Origin of the sequence: Acinetobacter sp. YH12137 (assembly GCF_013418535.1) — a bacterium.
GTDB lineage: Bacteria > Pseudomonadota > Gammaproteobacteria > Pseudomonadales > Moraxellaceae > Acinetobacter.
This window is the reverse complement of the sequence record NZ_VPBW01000011.1, coordinates 49308-71364: the sequence shown is the minus strand read 5'-3', so window position 1 is coordinate 71364 and position 22057 is coordinate 49308. Positions and strand designations below refer to the sequence as shown.

The following is a 22057-nucleotide window of genomic DNA, read 5'->3' as shown; positions in this document are numbered from 1 at the left end:
GATCTTCTTGAGTTGTAGCTGCTTTGTCAAGTGCTATTCCCCCTTAGGCTTCAGGTTTGATGAGTTGCTGCTCAGCAAAGGAAAAACTGCCCTCCAGCGCGATGATGCAATGGTCAATTAAACGGATATCGACCAGTCGACATGCCTGTTGAATCTGGCGGGTCAGATACAGGTCAGCCTTAGAAGGAGTGGCTTGGCCCAAGGGATGATTATGCGCAATCACAATTGAAGTTGCCTGTTGGGTAATGGCATATCTGAGCAACTGATTAATCGAAATATCACATGCATTCACAGAGCCATAAAACAGCTTTTTAAATGCAATTTTCCTTAAACTGGCGTCCAGACACAGGACCGCGAATACTTCCTGATTTTCACTCAATAATTCGAAACGTAAATAATCCCGTAGTCTTTTTGAATTACTTAATTCTAAAGAATCCTGTTTAAGATGCTCGGCAATATAACGCCGTCCTAATTCTTTAACCGCCATCAGTTGGGTATATTTACTGATGCCCATGCCATGAAACTGGCTGACTTCCTGCAAAGGTGCATCGAGTAAAGCAGTTAAATGACCAAAATGTTGAATCAATAGCCGGGCTAATTCTACGGCCGAATGCTGTTGTGATCCTGATCGGAGAAAAATGGCCAGCAGTTCTGCATCAGATAAACTTTCTGCCCCATATTGAATTAAACGTTCCCGCGGCCGTTCCAGTTCAGGCCAGTTTTTGATTGAAAATTGCATAGTTATTAGACTTATTTATTATGAATTATGAGTTTTCCCTGAAGCTGATCTCTTGGGAATGCAATTATTTAATGCTATTGTGAGCCCCACTGCAACAGAAAGGTAAGCTGTTCGTGAGCTTTGATCTAAGTGTAATTCCTCATAAAAATATCATTTTAGCAGTCACTGGCGGTATTGCTGCCTATAAAAGTGCCATTCTGGTTCGCCGTCTGAAAGATGCCGGGTTTAATGTGCGGGTTGTCATGACTCAAGGCGCACAGGCTTTCATTACCCCTTTGACCTTTCAAGCCTTGTCAGGCAATCCGGTACATACCGAGTTGCTGGATCCTGAAGCTGAAGCGGGCATGGGGCATATTGAGCTGGCACGTTGGGCTGATCTGTTATTGGTTGCGCCAGCCAGCTGCGACACGCTGGCAAAATTTGCAGCAGGCCTTGCAGATGATTTGCTGAGCACTTTGTATCTGGCAACCAATGCACCGGTCTGGGTCGCACCAGCCATGAACCAGCAGATGTGGGCTGCCAAAGCAACCCAGCGTAATCTTGCGACTTTGATTGAAGATGGCGTACATGTGATTATGCCGGATGCCGGTTCACAAGCTTGTGGTGATGTAGGCTTGGGCCGTATGCCGGAGCCGGAAGAGCTGGCACGTCAGGTCACAGAATATTTCCATAAAGCTCAGCGCGCGATTGCAGAAAAATTTGGCATGCTGGCGGGCAAGCAAGTCACGATTACAGCTGGTCCGACCCGTGAAGCGATTGACCCGGTACGTTATATTTCCAACCATAGTACCGGGAAAATGGGTTTTGCATTGGCAGCAGCCTGTTATGCAGCTGGAGCGAATGTCACCCTGATTGCTGGTCCGGTGAGCCTAGATACCCCAAATGGCGTCAAACGTAAAAATGTTTCTTCGGCAGTGCAAATGCTGAATGAAAGCATGCAAATGCTGGAGCAGGGTTGTGACATCTTCATTGCGACCGCTGCAGTAGCTGATTATCGTGTCGCACAGGTAGCCGAGCATAAAATCAAGAAAGCAGGCGATGAGCTGAATGTCGCTTTAATAAAGAATCCGGATATTGTGGCGACCATCGCACAGCAGGAAAAACGTCCATTTATGGTAGGCTTTGCTGCAGAAACCCGAAATATTGAAGAATATGCAGCGGGTAAACTGGTGGCGAAAAAACTGGATATGATTGCCTGCAATGATGTTTCGCGTGCGGATATTGGCTTTGCATCCGATGAAAATGCCATGACGGTATTCTTTGCCGAACACTATCATCTGGATAAGCGTGATCTGGACAAAGCCTCTAAACAGGAAATTGCCCAGCAACTGGTTGAAGCGATCCATGATGCCTTGCACCATGATCCTGCTGCAGAAGATGATTTTTAAGTTTTAAATGACGATTAAAGCCCTGACTGGTTCAGGGCTTTTTTATAGGTTTTTTTACCATGAAGTTAAAAAGCCAGTACAACATAAAAATAAAAACGACTTTATAGACTAAGGATTTATTTATTCATTTATTTAAAAAAAAGTATAAAATGGATCACAGAATAATCCAAAGATGAAAAGTTTTACACATCTGTAAAGCAGTGAGAGAACACAAGGGGGCGGGATGAAAAAAATCATAATGATATTGATGATCGCCTGTCTGGCTGGATGCAGTTATTTTGTATCGATTGATGAACTGGCCAGAAATATTCAAGGACAAATGCAGCAAGAGTTTAATGCCAATCCGAATTATCAGCATTATCGTTTGACTGTGGTAAATGTAAAAATCCGCCATCGCAAAGGCAATGAGTTTGAAGCGGTTTCACATCTGAATTATCAGGGTAATGAATATCCCATTAACGTCAAAATTTCAAAGGTGAATGGTGGTTATAGCTGGGCCATTGAAGATGATGCTTTTGCCTTTATCGATGAAATCGAGATTGAGAAATATCGTCAGCAACTGGATCGTGAGCTGGAACAGCTGGCCTCATCACTCGATGATCTGGAACCTGTGAATGAACCTACCAGTATTGAGTTCGGGCCAGATGTCCGTCCAGTTACAGAACCTGTCCTGCAAGCGGCTTCCTATGATGAAGAAACGATTCCGGTCGGGAATATTACGGCCTATACCCACTAATTTTTATTTTAGGTCATAAAAAAGCACCGGATCTCGGTGCTTTTTGATTTTAAGGCTGAACTTGATGTTCACGCAGATAATCTTCAGTGCGCTGCATGGCTTCCTGAATATTCAATAATGCTGTTTCTACATCTTTTAGCGTTTTGGCATTGCCACCACTTAAAGCCTGACGCCATTTACGTGCACCTGGTAAGTTCTGAAATAAACCTAAAATATGACGGGTAATAATTGACAATGGTGCACCTTCAGCCATACGTTGGGCAATATAAGGCAGCATTTGTTGCATGATCTCAAAACGGTCCGGTGCTTCGAGATTCCATAGTTGACCCAGCTCAGCTAACAGGTACGGGTTGTGATAGGCTTCGCGGCCAATCATCACGCCATCGACATGCTTGAGATGTTCAAGCGTTTCTGCATAAGTTTTAATTCCGCCATTAATTTCAATGGTCAGTTTCGGACGGTCCTGCTTCAGACGGTAAACATCTTCATAGCGTAGTGGCGGGATTTCACGGTTTTCTTTAGGTGAAAGACCTTGGAGTAAAGCAATTCGGGCATGCACAATAAAGTTATCGCAACCGGTTTTGGCGACCGTATCCACAAAATGCAGCATTTCTTCATAAGAATGCATGTCATCAATACCAATGCGGTGTTTCACACTGACCGGAATATCCACGGCATTACGCATTGCATCAATACATTCTGCGACCAGATCAGGTTCAGCCATCAGGCAGGCACCAATTTTATTATTCTGTACCCGATCACTCGGACAGCCGACATTCAGGTTAACTTCATTGTAACCCCAGTCCTGAGCCATTTTAGTACAAGTTGCCAGATCTTGAGGGTTGGAACCGCCGAGCTGTAACACAATCGGATGTTCTTCTTGATTGAAGTCCAGATGGCGTTTGGCATCGCCATGAATGATGGCGCCCGTAGTCACCATCTCGGTATATAAAATGACATTTGGATTAAACAGGCGCGCAAAGAAACGATAATCTTTGGTGGTCCAGTCCATCATCGGCGCAACACTGATGCGAGGTTGAAGTTTGTTTTCAATGGTGCTGAGATCAGTCATTCAAAATCACGCCTTAAATGAAATGGAAGAGTAATAGCAGTACAAGAATGAGCAGGAATTGCTGGAAATCTGCTCAAAAAAGCAGTACTGCAAAAAGAGGGCGTAATACTAGCATAAAATTTGCATGACCAAAGGCTGAACTGCATGAGGAACGATAACTGTCATTCCAATAAAAATATTTAACAAGAGAAATTGTGGGAATTGAAAAAATAAACTCCCAGTCATTCTGCAATGCTATATTTTGAGATATTTAAGATTAAGATAAAGAAAACGAGATAAATAAGGAGAATAACGATGCTCATGTTGGAGGAGATTTATAAAAGCAAAAAACCTCAGCATTCAGACTATTTTAATTTACGGATTCAACGGGGACTTAGCTGGTTTAAAAAAGCATTAGAGTTGGATCAGGAATTAGAGTTTAAGTTTATTAGCCTGTGGATCAGTTTTAATTCGATCTATGCACAAGAAACAGAGGTTCGTCAGGATCAACAAAGCCTGCATCAATTTCTGGAAACCCTCTGTCAAAAAGATGTGGAGCAAAAACTTCAGCATATTGTCTGGGAAAAATACAGCCAGCCAATTTCTACACTGCTGGATAGCCCTTATACCGATCAAGGTTTCTGGGATTATCGCCATCATAAAGTCAGTCTGGAAAGCTGTCGTGAAGCATTAGATCAGCAAAAACAGAAAATACAAAAAGCTGTTCAAGAGCGGAATTTAACTGAAATCTTATTGGTGATTTTTAACCGTCTTTCTACTTTATATCATCAGCTTATGCAGGGCGGTGCGACTTATCAGAGCTCATTTAATATAAAGCAGCTCCAAGACAGTTGCCGGGTTCTGGCCGGGTTGCTGCCCACTTTTATCTGCATTCTTTTGGAAAATGCAGCGACTTGGGATTCGGGTAAACCTTATTACCCAGTGGTACAAGTCAGCTAAATCGGTTTAAGCTTTTGCTCGATGTTGTTGCCATTGATCAATCAACGCAAACAGGGCGGCGCATAGTGCCAAGCCAAGTCCAAACAGACAGGTCATGCTCCAGCCACCATGATGCCAGGCATATACCCCCAGAGCTGAACCACAGGCACCACCAATAAAATACAGCGTCATGTAAATAGAGTTCAGTCGTGATTTGGCATCTGGGCGCAAGCGGAAAATCACGTTCTGATTACAGCTATGAGTAATCGCCAGACCTAAGTTAATCAGGGCATAACCCAGAATATAACTGAGCAGGGACACGCCACCAAAATATAAAAATAGCCAGCTTACTGCCAGAATTGAACAGCCAATCCAGGTCAGGATCTTGATATAACCACGATCCGCCCATTTGCCAATAACCTGAGTCGACAGCGCACCAAAAACACCAACTAGTGTTACTAGGCCCACTATCACATCAGAAAGATGAAAAGGTTTCTGGGTCAGCAGCAGGGCAATGGTTGAAAACAGCATACTCATGGCGGCAAAGGCACATGCACCAATCAGGGAGCGTAAGCCCAGTCGCGGTTCCTCACGCAGTAGCATACCCATCGATTTAAAAATTGCTGCATAGCTGATACGCATACGCGGCATGCTGGGTAATTGTCCTTTTAAATAAAAGCCCAAAACCAGCAGTGCCATACTGCTGAGCGCATAAATGGTTTTCCAGTGAAACAGGTCAGAAAGCAATCCGGCAATACTGGTCGACAATAAGATACCGACTAATAAGCCACTCATGAGAAAACCGACCACTTCTCCGGTTTTTTCAGGTCGGACAGCCATCGTAGCTAAAGGAATCAGAATCTGGGCAGCAACAGAAAATAGCCCGGCAATAATAGTCCCCACCCAGAGCATCGGCAGGTTGACTGCTGTGGCACAGATCAGCAAGCCTAATGCGGCACCAAACATCAAGAAAGGAATGAGTCTGGACTTATTCAGCATGTCTCCCAAAGGCACAATAAACAGCAGGCCCAAGGCATAAGACACCTGCGCAAAGGTCACGGTCAGCGCCACTTGGGATTCTGGTACCTGATAATATTGCTGAATTGAGGAGATAAGCGGTTGGCAATAATAGTTTGCACCTGCACATAAACCACATGCGATCGCCATCAGCCATAACAGAGATTTATTTTGACTGATATCGAGAGGAGGAGACATGGCAAGTACCTTAAGCTCAGGGAGAATTTTTATAAAGAACATCAAAGATGATGCAGAAGTTGCAGGCACTATAGGCGAAAACCCGTCAGGATAAAAGTAGAAAAATAGTGCAAAGTACTCGCACTCATAGAAGAGAAATGCCACAAAAAAGTACTTTTCTGGATTGATAAGAGATGAAAATTCGCTAGAAATTTAACTTTTTCACTTAAGAAAATGTACGTGGAAGCGCTTTGTATTAAGTCATCTCATTTAAGACCAAGTGACAGAGATCCATCTGAATCAGTGATTGCCCAAAATTGGTGCAAAATGAAGAGTTCGTAAATCTAACAGTGGACTGAGTATTAATATAATAAATGTTGCAGAATATTTTTTTCACCTATTTCAGGCAAGTCTTAAGACTTGAGCTGAATAAGTCAAATAAGTGAATCCTAAATCAATTTTTTCATCATTAATTCATATTTTTTATGAGTGAAAAATGAAAAAGTTATAGGAAAACAGTATTTTTAGATCTTAAAAATGAATATTCCAAAGTAGATTAAATTTGTCAAAAAGGTCAAAAACAGAAAACTGCCCTAGAAAAGTGCCCTAATTTAGGCTTTATCAGTTCATTTGAAATAAAGATTTGCTGAGCAGGAAAAATGAAATATCTGTCAGAATGATCAATGTAACAAAATAAAACAAAAAGTAATCTAATAAAAAATAACCAGGAAAACAGTCATCGTTCAAGAGAATGAATATCGTTTATAAATTCAGCAAATCAAAATAATCAGGCTGAACTAATAAATGCTATATGACAGCATCATTTTTATGAATCGTCAGTTCAAAATATGGGTATTTATTAAATAAATAATAGGTAGTAATTTCTAGAAGTTTAATTAGAATCCAAAAATTCAACAAAAACACATCCTGAGGGGAAGCACCGTAAATCACGGTGTTTACTTAAGAAAAAATTAGCTTGAGGGACGCTCATGCAGATTGGAATTCCAGCCGAAACTGTCGTCGGTGAAAATCGCGTCGCTGCGACGCCTGAGACAGTAAAGAAATTGATCAGCGCTGGTCATAGTGTGGTGATCGAACGTGGAGCAGGTGTTAAAGCTGCTTACATCGACAGTGCCTATGAGCAAGTTGGTGCCAAAATTACGGATGATGCCTACACCGGTAGCCAGATAGTTTTGAAAGTTCGTGCACCGAAGGGTGAGGAAATTCAAAAGCTGTCAGCCAACACCACGGTTGTAGCGATGTTTGACCCATACCGCAATACCGAGCTTGACCAGTTCGCGGCACAGAATGTGTCTGCATTTGCTCTTGAGCTTTTGCCACGTACTCTATCACGTGCGCAAAACATGGACGTATTGTCTTCGCAAGCGAACCTTGCAGGTTATAAATCAGTGCTTTTAGCTGCTGCTGAATATCAGCGCATGTTCCCTATGCTGATGACAGCGGCAGGTACGGTAAAACCGGCTCGTGTCGTGATCATGGGTGTCGGGGTAGCAGGCCTTCAAGCAATTGCAACAGCGAAACGCCTGGGTGCAGTCGTAGAAGCAACTGACCTTCGTCCGACTGCCAAAGATCAGGTTGAGTCTTTGGGTGGTAAATGGCTAGACGTGCCAATGTCTCCTGAAGAGCAGGCACGTGCTGATGAAGCAGCTAAAAACGGTTATGGCTGGATGCCAGGTGAACAGTACATCAAGGATCAGGCAGCGATTGTCGATAAAGCGGTATCGAATGCCGATATCGTGATTACCACTGCATTGTTACCAGGTCGTGATGCACCACGCTTAATCCGTGCTGAAACTGTAGCCAAGATGAAACCAGGCTCAGTGATTCTGGATATGGCAGTGGAATCAGGCGGTAACGTGGAAGGTTCTAAGTGCGGTGAAACTGTTGTGACTGAAAATGGTGTGAAGATTCTGGGTGTTCCAAATATTCCATCAACGGTGTCGACTGAAGCTTCAGCGCTATATGCACGTAACGTGTATAACTTTGTTGAAACACTTTTTGATGCAGATAAGAACTTTGTCCTGAATCAGGAAGATGAAATTCAAAAAGCCCTACTTGTCACTCACGGCGGCCAAGTGCTGTTAAAACGTGGTTAAGGAGCAGACTCATGGTTGAAACAATTACGATTTTCGTCCTGGCCATCTTCGTGGGTTACTACGTGGTTTGGGGGGTAACACCAGCACTACATACGCCATTGATGGCGGTGACCAATGCCTTGTCTTCGATCATTATCGTGGGCGCAATGATTCAAACTGTTGGCCTGCCAATGGTGGGCGTTGAAGGCAGCGTGGATTTCCAGACCATTAACGTGGTGAGTGTACTGGGGGCAATCGCAGTATTTCTGGCGAGCATTAATATTTTCGGTGGCTTTGCCGTGACTGCACGTATGCTGGAAATGTTCAAACCTAAGCAAAAGAAAAAAGAGGGTTAAACCATGGAATTTATTCGAGAGTATGCGGATTGGTTCTACCTGATTGGCGCCGTTCTTTTTATCTTAACGCTACGTGGTTTATCTGGTCCTAAAACTGCAATTGCAGGTAACCGCTACGGTATGATCGCCATGGCGATTGCTGTAGTGACCACATTCTTTGTTGCTGAAAATCCAGTAGTCTGGATGATTCTTGCAGCAATGGCTGCGGGTGCAGTGGTGGGTATTGCGCGTGCACGTACTGTACCAATGACCCAGATGCCAGAAACAGTAGCACTCATGCACTCACTGGTGGGTCTGGCTGCGGTACTGATTGCAGTTGCGGCAATTATCCATAACAACAAGCTGGTTGAATTGGGCCCGGACCTGTTAGCTGCAAATGGTGTGACTTTCCATGAAATGAGCAAGGTTCACCTGTTTGAACTGTTTGTGGGCTGTTTTGTTGGTGCGATTACCTTTACTGCTTCTGTATTTGCATACGGTAAGCTGGCTGCAAAGAAATGGGCAAAAACCATTTCAGGTGGCTGGGTAAAACCGGTTCAGGCTCTGATCTTTATTGCAATGCTGGCAGCAGGGATTCACTTCTTCCTGACAGGTAGCATGACATCTTTCTGGGCAATGACTGGTCTTGCGCTGGCATTTGGCTGGGTATGGATTGCGCCAGTTGGCGGCGGTGATATGCCGGTTGTGGTTTCGCTGTTGAACTCATTCTCAGGCTGGGCAGCAGCGGGGATTGGTTTCACACTGGAAAACAACATGCTGATCGTTGCGGGTTCGCTGGTTGGTTCTTCAGGTGCGATTCTGTCTTACATCATGTGTAAAGCGATGAACCGTTCAATCATCAATGTATTGTTTGGTGGTGCGATGGGTGGTGCAGCTGCGCCGACAGCTGCTGCGGGTGCACAAGTGCAACGTAACTACCGTTCAGGTTCTGCAGATGATGCTGGCTTCTTAATGTCAAATGCAGACAGCGTTGTCATTGTACCGGGTTATGGTATGGCACAAGGCCGTGCACAAAACGCAGTCAAAGAGCTGGCAAATTTGCTGAAAGAGCAGGGCGTGACTGTACGTTTTGCGATTCACCCGGTTGCTGGTCGTATGCCAGGTCATATGAACGTATTGCTTGCAGAAGCTGATGTTCCTTATGAAGACATTCTGGAAATGGACGAGATCAACTCGGACTTCCCGGCAACTGACGTAGTACTGGTTATTGGTGCAAACGACGTTGTAAACCCGGCTGCAAAAGACGATCCGAACTCACCAATCTACGGCATGCCAATTCTGGAAGCTCATAAGGCACGTACCATCATGGTCATCAAGCGTTCTATGGCGACCGGTTATGCAGGTCTGGACAATGACTTGTTCTATAACGACAAGACCATGATGATTTTCGGTGATGCGAAGAAAGTTGTGGAAGATATGACTAAAGCGATTAATGGTACAGGTCACTAAGACTTTCCATTCGCTGAATCATCTTAAATCCTCCTTTTAAAAGGAGGATTTTTCTATTTAAATAAGAGAGAAATTTTCCCTCCTATATAAAAGATGAATCGGGAAGAATTACAAAATAAAATTAGCTACGGTGTTTTATTTTTAGAAAATTGATCTGGATAAAATTGCAACAAAACGTTTAAAAAATAGGCTGAATGATTAAATCTGATCAAAAAACGAATTCATTAAAGTTTTTGACCCATAAATTTCTTTTTCGATTCAAGTTAAACAATATAAAAAAAAGCGACCTACATAGGTCGCTTTTTTTGAATATTCGATATTTATGCTACAGAATCTGCAGGATTGCGCCATAGGCTTTCTAGGTCATAGAATTTACGCGCTGTAGGCAGCATGCAGTGCACTACAACAAAACCTAGATCAATCAGGATCCATTCTGCATCACGTTCGCCTTCGATACCAAGCGGACGGAAACCTGCTTTACGTGCTTCTTCAGCAACATTATCTGCAAGTGATTTGATATGACGGGTTGATGTACCGCTTGCAATCACCATGGCATCTGCCACGTTACTGATGCTAGCAACATCAAGCTGAACAACTTCTTTAGCCTTTACATCTTCGAGGGCTGCATGTACAACTTTCAAGCATGCGTTTACTGCTTGTGCATGAGAATTCATAGTGTGATCGTGAGAATTAGAAGCGCTGGGCGATGGTTCTAAATTCATAGGGAGTATAATTTCCTAACAATTATGCATGATCTAATATAGCGGTTTTAGCCCAAAATTTCAAATGCACCTTCCGCCGCTTTAGTCATACTCCGGGAAGAACTGTTCTTTCCAGCCAAAGGATTCTTCCGAAGTCCCCAGAGGTTTATATTCGGCTGCGACATAACCATTGTATTGGCTATTCTCTAACCATTGAAAAATCTCATAATATGGAATGGAAGCGGTATTGGGTTGATGACGCCCCGGGCAGTCTGCAAACTGGATATGACCAATCTCTGCAATATTTTCTTTTAAGGCTTCAAGTACATCTTCACCCATCATGGCCATGTGATAACAGTCATATTGCATTTTCAAGGCAGGATGATTAACAGCTTCCAGCATCTCCTGAGCCTGAGCCACATTCTGAATCAGGAAACGTGGCATGTCCTGACCGTTGATCATTTCAAAGACCGGCTGAATCTGATAATCAGAGAGCATGGAGCAGGCAATTTTCAGATTACTCGCCAAGGTGTTCAGGCAAGGAAGCAGGTCACAATCCAGTGGCTGTTTGCCGGCCAGAATATTGACACTTGGCACATTCAGAGCAGTCGCATATTGAATGGCCTGCTCTACAGCATGACGAAACTCGATTTCCTGTCCAGGAATACCGGCCAGACCGTGTCCACCTTGCATCAGATCACCAGCAGGCACATTAATCAGGCAGATGTCCAGATCATGCAACTGAAGCTGCTGCTGAATCTGCTCAATGCTCAGTTCATAGGGAAACTGGATTTCCACATGTTTAAAACCGTGCGCATGAGCCAAGGCAAAACGTTCTAACAAAGGTACTTCCGTAAAAATCATGGAGAGGTTAACGGCGAGTTTGGTCATGGGCTTTTCCTTGCTCAAGGCAGAATATTGAAATGTAATATTAGCGGTCTACATGCTTGATTACAGTAGCCAGATCGGCCTCAGCAAATCCGTCTTGCTGATGGGCTTTGAGTTGAGACAGGGCCTGGCTTGCCACAGGGATATCCAAAGACAAAGTAGCAGCCAGTTGCACCGCATTGTTCAGGTCTTTAGACAGTGTCTGCACTTTCCATTGCACGGGTTCAAACGTCTGGCTGGCCATACGTGGGGCCAGAATCTGAAAAGGCTTGGAGTCAGCAAAACCACCAGCTAATGCGGGTGCAAGCAAGGCAGTATCCACACCGGCACGATCGGCCAAAGCTACTGCTTCAGCAATCAAGGTGCTATTCGCTGCCACAATCAGCTGATTACAGATTTTAGTCGCCTGACCGGTTCCCGTATCCCCCATACGAGTAACACGTTGTGAAAGCACGGTATAGATGGGATCAAGTGCGGTAATAGTTTCTGTATCACCACCAGCGAAGATGACTAGCGTGCCTTGTTCTGCACCGACTGTACCGCCAGACACAGGAGAGTCAATCCAGATCGCTTGTTTAGCTTGGGCCTGTTCAGCTAGAGTTTTGGTTTGATGTACGGAAAGACTGGAAAAATCGACAATAACCTGTCCAGCCACTAGATTGGGCTGAATCTGCTCAAAGACCGATTGCACTGCCGCATCATCTGCCAGACAAGTCAGAATAACCGGATAATTTGCAATTTGATCTAGAGATAGCGGAGTGGCTCCAAGAGCAAACAAAGGATCGCAGGCACTGGCCGTACGGTTCCAGACTGCAACTTGAAAACCTGCTTTTAGCAAGCGGGTTGCCATACGACTGCCCATGAGTCCCATACCTAAAAAGGCAATTTTGCTATCATGATCGAATTGCATTTTATCTCTCATCTTTTGATTTTGCTTCAGCCATAATTATCGATATTGACGTGGCACAAACTGCACGTCTGGATTTTTATCCTTCTTGCGTGCCAGTTGACTGTTTTTACCGAGTAACAGTTTAAGCTGCCAGATTTTTTCCATACGCAATGACTTGTTGGGTTTGTGCTCCATCGCATCCAGCACAAATTTAGAGGCCATCAAGGCATCTGGAGAGCGTTGTAACATTTCTTCAGCCAAAGCTTGTGCTTTTGCTAATGGCTGTTCATCAACATGGGTGATCAGGCCAATTTCTTTGGCATAGGCACCTTCAAAAATACGTGCGGTTAAGGTCAGCTCTTTGGCCAGATCAATCCCGATCAGACCTTTGAGTGAACGCGTTAATCCCATGTCTGGTACTAGGCCCCAACGAGTTTCCATAATTGACATTTTGGTCGCAGGGTGAGCGATCCGGATATCCGCAGCCAGCGCAAGTTGCATACCTGCACCAAAGCAGAAACCTTCAATGGCTGCAATGACGGGGACAGGCAGTTCCTGCCAGACCAGAAAAGCTTTCTGGAATAAGCTCTGTCCAGGACGGATCAGTTCCCAAGCCGCATAGGCCCGATTTTTAGGATTATTTAAATCGGCCAAGTCAATGCCGGCACTAAAGACCTGCGCTTCACCGGTTAAAATGACACAACGCACTGACTTGTCTTTTTTAATCCGGTTCGCAATCTGCACCAGTTCACGCAGCAGGGCAAAGCTCATAGCATTACGTTTGTCTGGACGGCTGAGAGTAACCGTGGCAATTCCATTATTTTTTTCAAAGCGCACAAGTGACATGGTATTCATCCTTAATTTTTCTGTAAGCGAGCATAGCATGAGCAATCTGTGCTTGCATGACAGCGCAGTCATACAGATATGAGTGATTAAAACAACAATGATTTAACCACTATGCTTGTTTAAGATTTGCTGGGCTGCCTGTTCTACCTGCTCAATTACGGCTTTCAGTTCATCCAGATATTTCAATACTTCCTGAACAAAACTGTCATCGGCCTTACGGCGTTCCTTACGCAAGGTCGAGACAAACTGCTCAAAACTTCCGGTAACTTTTTGCAGAGTCGGTGTGCCGACATAACGAGTAGCCCCATAGAGACGGTGCAAAACATGTTCCAGCTGCGGAAAATCTTCCAGCTCAATTAATTGCTCAATTTCATCCAGCTCTTTTTCAAAACTGTCGACCAGCATGCTGAGCAGATCGACGGCCAGATCTTCTTTATTGGCCGCCAGTTGCAGGCTTTGCTGCCAGTCCAGAATATTCGGATCCAGCGCATCAATGACATTGGCACGTTCCAGCACCGGAATCTTTTTAAAACTCTCAGTCGTCCAATGCGTCAGGATCTGCACGATCTGATCAATCTGAATAGGCTTAGTGACATAATCATCCATACCATTTTGCAACAGTTTTTGCTTCTCATCGGAAAGGGCATGTGCTGTCAGGGCAATAATCGGCAGACGCTGATGATTTTCAAAAGTTGATTCCAGTGAACGGATTGCACGGGTGGTATCGATACCCGACATCACTGGCATCTGGATATCCATAAACACCAGGTCAAAGGACGGCAGACCCTGTTCATAACGGCTCTGGATGATATCAATCGCTTCCTGTCCGCTAATGGCTTTGGTCGTGGTGACATTCAGTTCGGCCAGTAAAGCTTCCAGAACAATCAGGTTCGGCAAATGGTCATCAACGGCAAGGATATGCAGTCCCTGACCATTAAAGTCTTCATGCTGTTCCTGATCGAAGACGGGTTGATTGCCGAGCAGTTGGATCAAGGCACTACGACTCAGTGGCTGATGCAGGGCACGAGCACGATGATCATTCAGCATGTTCGGATCTAGCTGCATCTGATAACCATACACAGCCAGATGCCCCTGATAGCGAGAGCGAATTTCTGTCAGTAGAGCCTGGCTATCGCCACTATGGTCAACAATCAGCCAGGTATTCTCAATATTCTGTAAATGGTTCAGACGACTGAACAGATCCAGAATGGAAGTCGATTCAATATGTTTAACGCGATAATTTTCCAGATAATGTCTCAAAACATTCGCTGTTGCCGGATGGGCAAGATAAGACACAACGGTCAGATCACTGAAGTCAGGATGTTCATGAACAATATCTTCATCCACCGGGAATTGGGCAGTAAACCAGAAGGTTGAGCCTTTTTCTGTTGGTGCACGTTCCTGGTTATCTTCAAAGCCGATCTGACCATGCATCAGGTGAACCAGTTGCTTAGAAATGGCCAGCCCTAGACCTGTACCACCGAATTGGCGGGTGACCGAGGTGTCGCCTTGCGAGAACGATTCAAACAGTTTCTTGCGGTCAGTTCCGCTCAGGCCAATGCCGCTGTCCTGAACACTGAAATGCAGCAGACATTGTCCAATATCATCGTGCTCCATGCGTGCCCGGACAATGATTTCGCCATCTGGAGTAAACTTGATCGCATTGGAAATCAGGTTGGTCAGAATCTGCTTGAAGCGTAGTACATCACCAATCACATGTTTTGGCACATTGTCTGCAAAATAGAATGCCATATCGATATGCTTCTGTGCAGCCAGTGGCGAGAGCATGTCCATCACATCGAAAATGGCTTCTTCCAGATCAAAAGGTGCGGTTTCCAGTTCCAGTTTGCCGGCATCGATCTTGGAGAAATCCAGTACATCATTGATCAGGGCCAGCAGATGCGCAGAAGATTTGCGGATGGTCTGTAAATACAGGCTTTGCTCATTGCTAAGATTGCCTTGACGCAGCAGCAGGTGAATAAAACCATCAATACTATTTAAGGGTGTGCGTAATTCATGGGAAATATTGGCCAGAAACACCGACTTGGCCTGGTTGGCCGAAATCGCCTGATCACGTGCCTGACGATAAGTAATATTTTGAACTTCTAAAGTATCTAGAGTACGGCGCAAATCATCTTCAGTCTGTTCGGTATGCTCGCGCAATTCCAGAAAACTGAAATGCAGACGTTTCACCACATTGGCAATATCACGCTGCAAAAGACGCAGTTCACCGGTACTGTTAATCACCATATGCTGATCTAGGGTATCGGCATTCAGGCGTTGTAGCTGCATGCGAATCTCATACATCGGTGCAATCCAGCGACGAGAATAGAAATTCAGACATAACAACAAGAGCAATAAGGTCAATAAGCCGGTCGCAATCAAAACGATCAGGACCCGGTAGCGGGCAATTTCTAAGGGCTGATTGTCCAGTTCGATCGCCAGCCAGCCTGCATTCATGCCATTTTCATTTACTTTGACTGCATAAATATGATTGTTTTTATCTAAGATTGGGCCAACAAAATTGCCGTCTTTTTTAAAGTCCGGCCAAGGCGCCTGTTCCTGAAACCCAATACCGAGTTTACTTTTACCATTTTCATCCAGAATAGCCGCACGAACCAGATGCTTTTCATTCAGCATATTTTGCATGGCGTCATGAGCTTGTTCATATTGCCATGGATAAAGGCTCAAAATGTCCAGCGCATATTCAGAAGTGGCCTGAAAACGGGTCAGAATCGCAATGGCCATCTGCTTTTGCTGGGCACGGGCAGCATTGGAAGTTTCTGAAATGACCAGAGCAGCACCAACACAGGCCAGAATAGTAATGGGTACAAAAATCAGTGCAATCAGCTGTCCATAAGCATGATTTAAGTGTAGGCGTTTAAACAGCTTTTTGTTGATATTTGACATGATTCAAGCAGTATTTTCCTTATGCTTTGCATATTAGCATGCTTTAAATCTACTGTTAAAATTTCAGCATTATTTTTCTAAAGCTCCAGATTAACGCAGAAAATAAGAACCATTGCGCTGAACAGTCATTATGTGTGTTTAAGCAAATCTTTTCAGGGGGAGAAGTGAGCTAAGTCACTGTCACGATTGAGGAGTTTTATCAAGCTAAAACAGGGCGAATTGGCCGTGCTGATCGTGATCTATACAGTTTTATGCAAAAGCACTGCTATAAATGGGTGCAGGGAAATGCATTTTTTCATACAATAGCCGCACCTCGATATAGGTGCAAATAATGAGTAATACCACCCCTGATTTTCAAGCAGACGAATTTTTACTGGACCATTATGTAGGCAAAACGCCACTGGTGCGTTTGCAGCGTCTGGCTAGTCACACTCAAGCCACAGTACTTGCAAAACTCGAAGGAAATAATCCGGCAGGCTCGGTCAAGGACCGTCCAGCGTATAACATGATCATGCAGGCGGAAAAGCGCGGACAGATCAAACCGGGTGATACCTTGATTGAGGCGACCAGCGGAAATACAGGGATTGCATTGGCGATGGTTGCGGCCATGCGTGGTTACAAGATGCAGCTGATTATGCCGAATAACATGAGTCAGGAACGTAAGGACGCAATGCGTGCTTATGGTGCTGAACTGATTGAAGTGACCAAAGAGCAGGGCATGGAAGGTGCACGTGATCTGGCCTTGCAAATGCAGGCTGAAGGTAAAGGTCTGGTGTTAAACCAGTTTGGTAACCCGGACAATGTCGAAGCGCATTACCTGACCACAGGTCCTGAAATCTGGCAGCAAACAGGTGGCAAAATTACACACTTTGTCAGCTCAATGGGTACTACAGGTACGATCATGGGCGTATCTAAATATCTGAAAGAAATGAATCCGGATATTCAGATTGTGGGCCTACAGCCATCTGATGGTTCTAGCATTGCCGGTATCCGTCGCTGGCCAGAAGAATATTTGCCAACGATTTTTGATCGTAGCCGTATCGACCGTATTATCGATATTCCACAGATTGAAGCGGAACGCACCATGCGTAAACTGGCGCAAAAAGAAGGTATCAGTGCCGGTACATCTTCTGGCGGTGCAGTTTGGGCATCCATCAAGCTCGCAGAAGAAAATCCGGATGCAGTAATTGTGTGTATTATCTGTGACCGTGGTGACCGTTACCTGTCTACAGGCTTATTCTCTGTACAAGACCCTGAATAATTTTTGAGAAATCTTTTATGCGCCTGCCTGTTTTAACTTTCGATATTGAAACTCAAACCGATCTTAAATCAGGCGCGCATCTGTTTGGTCTGGATCTGTCTGAGGCTGATCTGGATCAGGCTCTGACCAAATTACGCCGTCAGGAATCAGGCTCGGACTTTCAGCGTCTGCCACTGCATGAGATTGTTTGTATTTCCGGTTTATGGATGGATGAACAGGGCATGCGCCTGTTTTCTTTCAGCCGTGAACAGTACAGTGAAGCAGAGATTTTAAAAAAATTCTTATCTATTTTTGACAAGCGTCATCCGACGCTAGTCAGTTGGAATGGCTCACAATTTGACCTGCCGGTTATTCTTTATCGGGCCATGTATCATGGTTTATCTGCCCCAAGTCTGTTCGATCAGGGCGAAATTGATACGCAAAAGCGTTATAATAACTACCAGAATCGTTACCATCAGCGTCATGTTGATTTGATGGATGTTATGGCCATGTTTCATGCCCGTCATTTTCAGAAACTGGATGATGTTGCTCATTTACTGGGTTATCCAGGCAAGCGTGGTGATGGTGGCTATCATGTACCTGAATATGTACGTAACCAGCAATGGAACGCACTCACCAGCTATTGCGAAGGTGATGTGCTCAATACCTGGTTGGTCTATATTCGCTGGCTGTTGCTAAAAGGCCAGTTGATGTTGCCTGATTATCAGCATCTGGTGCAGAGTACGATTCAATACCTGCATACCCAGCCGCAACATGCAGATTTTTTATCAGTCTGGCGTGAAACCTCACAAAGAACTGAATTTACCCGTTTTGATTTTCCCATCTCCACATCCTAGGTTTTCATGAAACGTCGAGTACAACCACGTCCAGCGCCGCAATCCGAGTATATTTTTCAGGTTGAATCACTCTCACATGAAGGACGTGGCATCGCTCACTATGGTTCACATCCGGATCATCCACTTGAAAAGCATGGTAAGAAAGTCTTTATCCGCTATGCCTTGCCGGGTGAAACCGTACGTGCCCGCATTACCCGTGAAGTCAAAAAACTGGAAGAGGCGGATAGCCTTGAGTTGCTCAGTGAGGCTTCCGAGATCAGGGTCAAACCTGTGTGTCCACATTTTGGCGTATGCGGCGGCTGCAATATGCAGCATATCCATCCAGATGCACAGATTGAACTTAAGCAGAATGTTCTGAAATCACATTTGCAGCATTTTGCCGGGATTCAGCCTGAAGAATGGTTGCCACCGCTACGTTCACAACGTGAAGATTACCGTCGTAAAGCCCGGATTGGGGTGCGCTATCTGCCTCAAAAAGACAAGCTGGTGGTCGGTTTTCGTGAAAACCAGACCAATAAGCTGACTTCGATTGACCGCTGCATGATCCTGGATCGCGAGTTTGGATCGGTTACACGTCTTAAACAATTGCTCCAAAGTCTCGATGGTCAGGCAGATATTGGTCATATAGAATTGGCTATGGGTGATCATGACATTGCGTTGCTCATTCGTGAAACCGCAGAATTATCGGTAACAGATGTCAACCGATTGCGCCAATTTACGTTAGAGAAAGGTTGGCAGCTTTATTTGCAGCCTGCAGGCCAAGATTATTTGAAGCGGATTGATGAGCCTGAACAGGCAGCACGCTTACACTATGGTCTTGATGACTTTGATGTGGAATTCGGTTTTAATCCATTGGACTTCACTCAGGTCAATTCAACGATCAATCCGCAAATGGTGCGCTTGGCATGTGATTTGCTTCAATTACAGCAGAGCGAACGCGTTCTGGATCTGTTTTGTGGATTAGGAAACTTTTCTTTGCCACTGGCGCGCTGTGTTGGTGCGTCTGGTCAGGTGGTTGCGGTTGAGGGAAGTGAGGAAATGGTGCAACGCGGTGCGGAAAATGCTAACAATAATGGTATTGCACAAGTTTCGTTCTATTCACAAGATTTAACCAAAGATTTTTCGCACCAGTCTTGGGCAAATCAAGGATTTGATGCATTATTAATCGACCCGCCACGTGCTGGAGCAGAAGAAGTCATGCATTATATTCCTCAGTTTGGTGCCAAAAGAATCGTTTATGTGTCATGTAATCCTGCTACGCTTGCAAGAGATGCAGGGCTACTGGTACAACAGGGTTATCAGCTAACGAAAGCCGGTGTGATGGATATGTTTACGCATACCGGACATGTCGAGTCGATTGCCTTGTTCGAAAAAGAAAATTAAATAAACGATCAAAGAGATGATGTATCTAAAAGTAGGAGAAGGGTATGGTCACAGTACGTGAGCAACTGCCTGGGCGGCTCACTGAGTTGTCACAGGAGGCGACTGTAGAACATGCCGAACAAGCACAGCAGGATCTGACTGAATGGTTAGATCGGGTTCGTGGCATATTAGACGGGGCTCCCCTGAAGCAGCTCGAAGAAGTTGCCCGTTTAACCTTAGAAAAAGAGCTACAAAGTACGATTCAGCATCGCTCTAATACCTTCTATACCGGTATTGAAATGGCGGATATTCTCGCGCATCTCTATGTCGATGAAGATACCTTGTCCGCTGCCATGCTTTACCGCGCAGTACGTGAAGGCGTCATGCCACTGGCAGAAGTGCAGGAAAAATTCGGTGAACAGGTCTACAGTCTGGTCAAAGGCACGCTGTCCATGGGTAAGCTGTCTGAGCTGATTGAAAAAAATAAACGCCTGGAAGATCACTTTAATAATAACCAGCGTGAACATCTGTCTGGCATTTACAAGATGCTGATTTCAGTGACAGAAGATGTCCGCGTCGTGTTAATCAAGCTGGCAGAACGTACCTATGCACTGCGCGAACTGGCCAATTCTTCACGTGAACGGCAAGAACGGGTCGCACGAGAAATTCTCACCATTTATTCTCCTCTAGCGCATCGTCTCGGGATTGCCCAGTTGAAATGGGAACTCGAAGATCTGGCCTTCCGCTATCTGGCGCCAGAACGCTATAAAGAAATTGCCTCTTTGCTGAATGAAAAGCGTCTGGAACGTGAACAATATATTCAGTTCGTGATTGATAAATTGCGTGAAGAGCTGGCAGAACACGGCATTGAAGCTGAAATTAACGGCCGGGTGAAGCACATTTATTCGATCTATCGGAAAATGAAAAGCAAAAGCCTGAGCTTCGACCAGCTGTATGACATCCGTGCGCTGCGTGTATTGGTGAAAAGTGTGCCTGAGTGTTATCACACGCTCGGGATCGTACATCAATTGTGGCGACATATTCCGCATCAGTTTGATGACTATATTACCAATCCGAAGGCCAATGGTTATCGCTCTTTACACACAGCTGTGATTGCGGAAAACAAGTCACTTGAAGTGCAGATTCGTACTTATACGATGCATGAAGAGGCTGAACTTGGCGTATGCTCACACTTCAACTATAAGGAAGGTTCGAAAAATACCGATACTTCCTTTAATCATCGTCTGCATTCCCTGCGTGCAGTGATTGAGCATTATCAGGAACGCAATGAAGCCAGTGCACATAAGGATGAAGAAGAGGAAGTTGAAAATTTTGAGCATATTCAAGATTTTGAAGGCTTTGAAAAAATCTATGTGTTCAGCCGTGATGGTGATATTAAAGAGTTACCACGAGGGTCAACCGTACTCGACTTTGCCTATCATGTACATACGGAAGTCGGCAACAAATGCTATGCAGCCCGGGTCAACCAGCGCTATGTACCTTTAACCTATGCCTTGAAAACCGGGGAACAGGTTGAGATTCTGACCAAGAAAGACCGTGAACCAAATCGGGACTGGTTGGTTAATTCACTGGGTTATATCAAGACTGCACGTGCCCGTGACAAGTTACGTCACTGGTTCCGTCAGCAGGATCGCAGTAAGAATCTGGAAGTGGGTCGTGAAATTCTGAATAAAGAATTGGCACGTCTAGCAATTCACCCGAAATCAATCGACTTGGGTGATTATTGCAACCATTTCAATGTGAAAAGTGGTGAAGACATTCTGATTGGTCTGGTGAATGGTGATATCAGCCTGCATGCCCTGATCAATCAGGTGAACCGTCATATGCATCTGGATCAGGATGAGCCTGAACTGGTGCTGAAACCGGCGTTGAATCCGCGTGCCAGCCATACTTTGTCTGCACATGGTATTCTGATTGATGGTCTGGATAACGTCGAACTGCATGTAGCCCAGTGCTGTCAGCCGGTGCATGGTGAATCGATTGCGGGTTATATTACGCTGAATCGCGGTGTAAGCATCCATAAGGTGGCTTGTCCGGATTATGTACGCATGATCTCGCAGGAACCGGAACGTGCGGTAGAAGCCGACTGGGAAATGCAACCGACTCGCGGTCAGAGCGTGCAGATTGTGGTGGAAGCCTATGACCGTCGTGGTTTGCTTAAAGATCTGACTCAGGTGATTTTCTCGGATCAGATCAATATCCGTCAGGTAAATACTATTTCTGAAGCAGATGGTATTGCCAATATGAAGCTGTTGATCGAAGTTAAAGGCTTGGCTCAACTTTCCAAATTATTGGCCCGTCTTGAACAGCAGCCGGGAATTATCAGTGCCCGCCGTCTGGTTCAAGGTAACTGATTCTTTTTAGGCATGATTAGAAAAGCCCGCAATTCAATTGC

General features: G+C 44.9%; 18 protein-coding genes. 10 read left to right on the top strand and 8 right to left on the bottom strand.

Features of this window, described 5'->3' with window-relative positions:
• Positions 1-43: 43 nt before the first annotated feature.
• Positions 44-739, bottom strand: a complete 696-nt coding sequence (gene radC, locus FTU72_RS08045; protein ID WP_159123090.1) for a DNA repair protein RadC — start codon at positions 737-739, stop codon at positions 44-46.
• Positions 740-852: 113 nt separating this feature from the next.
• Between radC and coaBC the strand changes: the two genes are divergently transcribed.
• Positions 853-2127, top strand: a complete 1275-nt coding sequence (gene coaBC, locus FTU72_RS08040; RefSeq protein WP_159123089.1) for a bifunctional phosphopantothenoylcysteine decarboxylase/phosphopantothenate--cysteine ligase CoaBC — start codon at positions 853-855, stop codon at positions 2125-2127.
• 223 nt (positions 2128-2350) lie between these two features.
• The gene (locus FTU72_RS08035; protein ID WP_180052657.1) at positions 2351-2863 is read left to right on the top strand and encodes a hypothetical protein; all 513 of its coding nucleotides are present in this window, start codon (positions 2351-2353) and stop codon (positions 2861-2863) included.
• A 49-nt stretch (positions 2864-2912) separates the two neighbouring features.
• Here the strand turns inward: FTU72_RS08035 and dusA are convergent, their stop codons facing one another.
• Complete coding sequence (dusA, locus tag FTU72_RS08030) at positions 2913-3935, bottom strand: tRNA dihydrouridine(20/20a) synthase DusA (RefSeq protein WP_159123087.1); 1023 nt, start codon at positions 3933-3935, stop codon at positions 2913-2915.
• Positions 3936-4229: 294 nt separating this feature from the next.
• Here dusA and FTU72_RS08025 point away from each other — a divergent pair, with 294 nt between their 5' ends.
• Positions 4230-4874 carry a HEPN domain-containing protein gene (locus FTU72_RS08025; protein WP_159123086.1) on the top strand — a complete coding sequence of 215 codons (645 nt, stop codon included), beginning with the start codon at positions 4230-4232 and terminating at the stop codon, positions 4872-4874.
• A gap of 6 nt (positions 4875-4880) precedes the next feature.
• Here the strand turns inward: FTU72_RS08025 and FTU72_RS08020 are convergent, their stop codons facing one another.
• Positions 4881-6068, bottom strand: a complete 1188-nt coding sequence (locus FTU72_RS08020) for an MFS transporter (RefSeq protein WP_180011710.1) — start codon at positions 6066-6068, stop codon at positions 4881-4883.
• Between the two features lie 968 nt (positions 6069-7036).
• Here FTU72_RS08020 and FTU72_RS08015 point away from each other — a divergent pair.
• From FTU72_RS08015 to FTU72_RS08005, 3 genes are read left to right on the top strand one after another with little or no spacing between them, the layout of a single operon-like run.
• Entirely contained in the window at positions 7037-8164 is a 1128-nt protein-coding gene (locus FTU72_RS08015) for a Re/Si-specific NAD(P)(+) transhydrogenase subunit alpha (RefSeq protein ID WP_034170850.1), read from the top strand.
• Between the two features lie 11 nt (positions 8165-8175).
• Positions 8176-8499, top strand: coding sequence for a proton-translocating transhydrogenase family protein (locus FTU72_RS08010; RefSeq protein WP_004783638.1), 324 nt, complete (start codon positions 8176-8178; stop codon positions 8497-8499).
• A gap of 3 nt (positions 8500-8502) precedes the next feature.
• Positions 8503-9948 carry an NAD(P)(+) transhydrogenase (Re/Si-specific) subunit beta gene (locus FTU72_RS08005; protein ID WP_159123084.1) on the top strand — a complete coding sequence of 482 codons (1446 nt, stop codon included), beginning with the start codon at positions 8503-8505 and terminating at the stop codon, positions 9946-9948.
• A gap of 320 nt (positions 9949-10268) precedes the next feature.
• Here the strand turns inward: FTU72_RS08005 and rsfS are convergent, their stop codons facing one another.
• From rsfS to FTU72_RS07980, 5 genes are all read right to left on the bottom strand, one after another.
• Positions 10269-10670: a ribosome silencing factor gene (rsfS, locus tag FTU72_RS08000; RefSeq protein ID WP_004783634.1), complete on the bottom strand. Its 402-nt coding sequence runs from the start codon at positions 10668-10670 to the stop codon at positions 10269-10271.
• Between the two features lie 81 nt (positions 10671-10751).
• Positions 10752-11540: a hydroxypyruvate isomerase family protein gene (locus tag FTU72_RS07995; protein ID WP_159123083.1), complete on the bottom strand. Its 789-nt coding sequence runs from the start codon at positions 11538-11540 to the stop codon at positions 10752-10754.
• Positions 11541-11580: 40 nt separating this feature from the next.
• Positions 11581-12447, bottom strand: coding sequence for an NAD(P)-dependent oxidoreductase (locus FTU72_RS07990; protein ID WP_180052656.1), 867 nt, complete (start codon positions 12445-12447; stop codon positions 11581-11583).
• 36 nt (positions 12448-12483) lie between these two features.
• A complete protein-coding gene (locus FTU72_RS07985; RefSeq protein ID WP_005233879.1) occupies positions 12484-13272 on the bottom strand; it encodes a crotonase/enoyl-CoA hydratase family protein in 789 nt (262 codons plus the stop codon).
• A 102-nt stretch (positions 13273-13374) separates the two neighbouring features.
• Positions 13375-16182 carry an ATP-binding protein gene (locus FTU72_RS07980; protein WP_179992987.1) on the bottom strand — a complete coding sequence of 936 codons (2808 nt, stop codon included), beginning with the start codon at positions 16180-16182 and terminating at the stop codon, positions 13375-13377.
• A 331-nt stretch (positions 16183-16513) separates the two neighbouring features.
• On the opposite strand from FTU72_RS07980, the gene cysM reads away from it, so the two are divergent.
• Genes cysM through FTU72_RS07960 form a run of 4 tightly spaced genes read left to right on the top strand, consistent with a single transcriptional unit; the run spans position 16514 to position 22016 of the window.
• Positions 16514-17443: a cysteine synthase CysM gene (gene cysM / locus FTU72_RS07975; RefSeq protein WP_034702431.1), complete on the top strand. Its 930-nt coding sequence runs from the start codon at positions 16514-16516 to the stop codon at positions 17441-17443.
• A gap of 17 nt (positions 17444-17460) precedes the next feature.
• The gene (locus FTU72_RS07970) at positions 17461-18279 is read left to right on the top strand and encodes a 3'-5' exonuclease (RefSeq protein ID WP_180052655.1); all 819 of its coding nucleotides are present in this window, start codon (positions 17461-17463) and stop codon (positions 18277-18279) included.
• A 6-nt stretch (positions 18280-18285) separates the two neighbouring features.
• On the top strand, positions 18286-19662 hold the full coding sequence (rlmD, locus tag FTU72_RS07965) for a 23S rRNA (uracil(1939)-C(5))-methyltransferase RlmD (RefSeq protein WP_180052654.1): 1377 nt from the start codon (positions 18286-18288) through the stop codon (positions 19660-19662).
• A 44-nt stretch (positions 19663-19706) separates the two neighbouring features.
• Positions 19707-22016, top strand: coding sequence for a bifunctional (p)ppGpp synthetase/guanosine-3',5'-bis(diphosphate) 3'-pyrophosphohydrolase (locus FTU72_RS07960; RefSeq protein WP_179992984.1), 2310 nt, complete (start codon positions 19707-19709; stop codon positions 22014-22016).
• The last annotated feature ends 41 nt before the right edge of the window (positions 22017-22057 follow it).

Bases quoted from the DNA above. Each gene is read 5' to 3' on its own strand.
- radC (WP_159123090.1), bottom strand. From the start codon at position 739: ATGCAATTTTCAATCAAAAACTGGCCTGAACTGGAACGGCCGCGGGAA.
- FTU72_RS08035 (WP_180052657.1), top strand. From the start codon at position 2,351: ATGAAAAAAATCATAATGATATTGATGATCGCCTGTCTGGCTGGATGC.
- dusA (WP_159123087.1), bottom strand. From the start codon at position 3,935: ATGACTGATCTCAGCACCATTGAAAACAAACTTCAACCTCGCATCAGT.
- FTU72_RS08025 (WP_159123086.1), top strand. From the start codon at position 4,230: ATGCTCATGTTGGAGGAGATTTATAAAAGCAAAAAACCTCAGCATTCA.
- FTU72_RS08020 (WP_180011710.1), bottom strand. From the start codon at position 6,068: ATGTCTCCTCCTCTCGATATCAGTCAAAATAAATCTCTGTTATGGCTG.
- FTU72_RS08015 (WP_034170850.1), top strand. From the start codon at position 7,037: ATGCAGATTGGAATTCCAGCCGAAACTGTCGTCGGTGAAAATCGCGTC.
- FTU72_RS08010 (WP_004783638.1), top strand. From the start codon at position 8,176: ATGGTTGAAACAATTACGATTTTCGTCCTGGCCATCTTCGTGGGTTAC.
- FTU72_RS08005 (WP_159123084.1), top strand. From the start codon at position 8,503: ATGGAATTTATTCGAGAGTATGCGGATTGGTTCTACCTGATTGGCGCC.
- rsfS (WP_004783634.1), bottom strand. From the start codon at position 10,670: ATGAATTTAGAACCATCGCCCAGCGCTTCTAATTCTCACGATCACACT.
- FTU72_RS07995 (WP_159123083.1), bottom strand. From the start codon at position 11,540: ATGACCAAACTCGCCGTTAACCTCTCCATGATTTTTACGGAAGTACCT.
- FTU72_RS07990 (WP_180052656.1), bottom strand. From the start codon at position 12,447: ATGCAATTCGATCATGATAGCAAAATTGCCTTTTTAGGTATGGGACTC.
- FTU72_RS07985 (WP_005233879.1), bottom strand. From the start codon at position 13,272: ATGTCACTTGTGCGCTTTGAAAAAAATAATGGAATTGCCACGGTTACT.
- FTU72_RS07980 (WP_179992987.1), bottom strand. From the start codon at position 16,182: ATGTCAAATATCAACAAAAAGCTGTTTAAACGCCTACACTTAAATCAT.
- cysM (WP_034702431.1), top strand. From the start codon at position 16,514: ATGAGTAATACCACCCCTGATTTTCAAGCAGACGAATTTTTACTGGAC.
- FTU72_RS07970 (WP_180052655.1), top strand. From the start codon at position 17,461: ATGCGCCTGCCTGTTTTAACTTTCGATATTGAAACTCAAACCGATCTT.
- rlmD (WP_180052654.1), top strand. From the start codon at position 18,286: ATGAAACGTCGAGTACAACCACGTCCAGCGCCGCAATCCGAGTATATT.
- FTU72_RS07960 (WP_179992984.1), top strand. From the start codon at position 19,707: ATGGTCACAGTACGTGAGCAACTGCCTGGGCGGCTCACTGAGTTGTCA.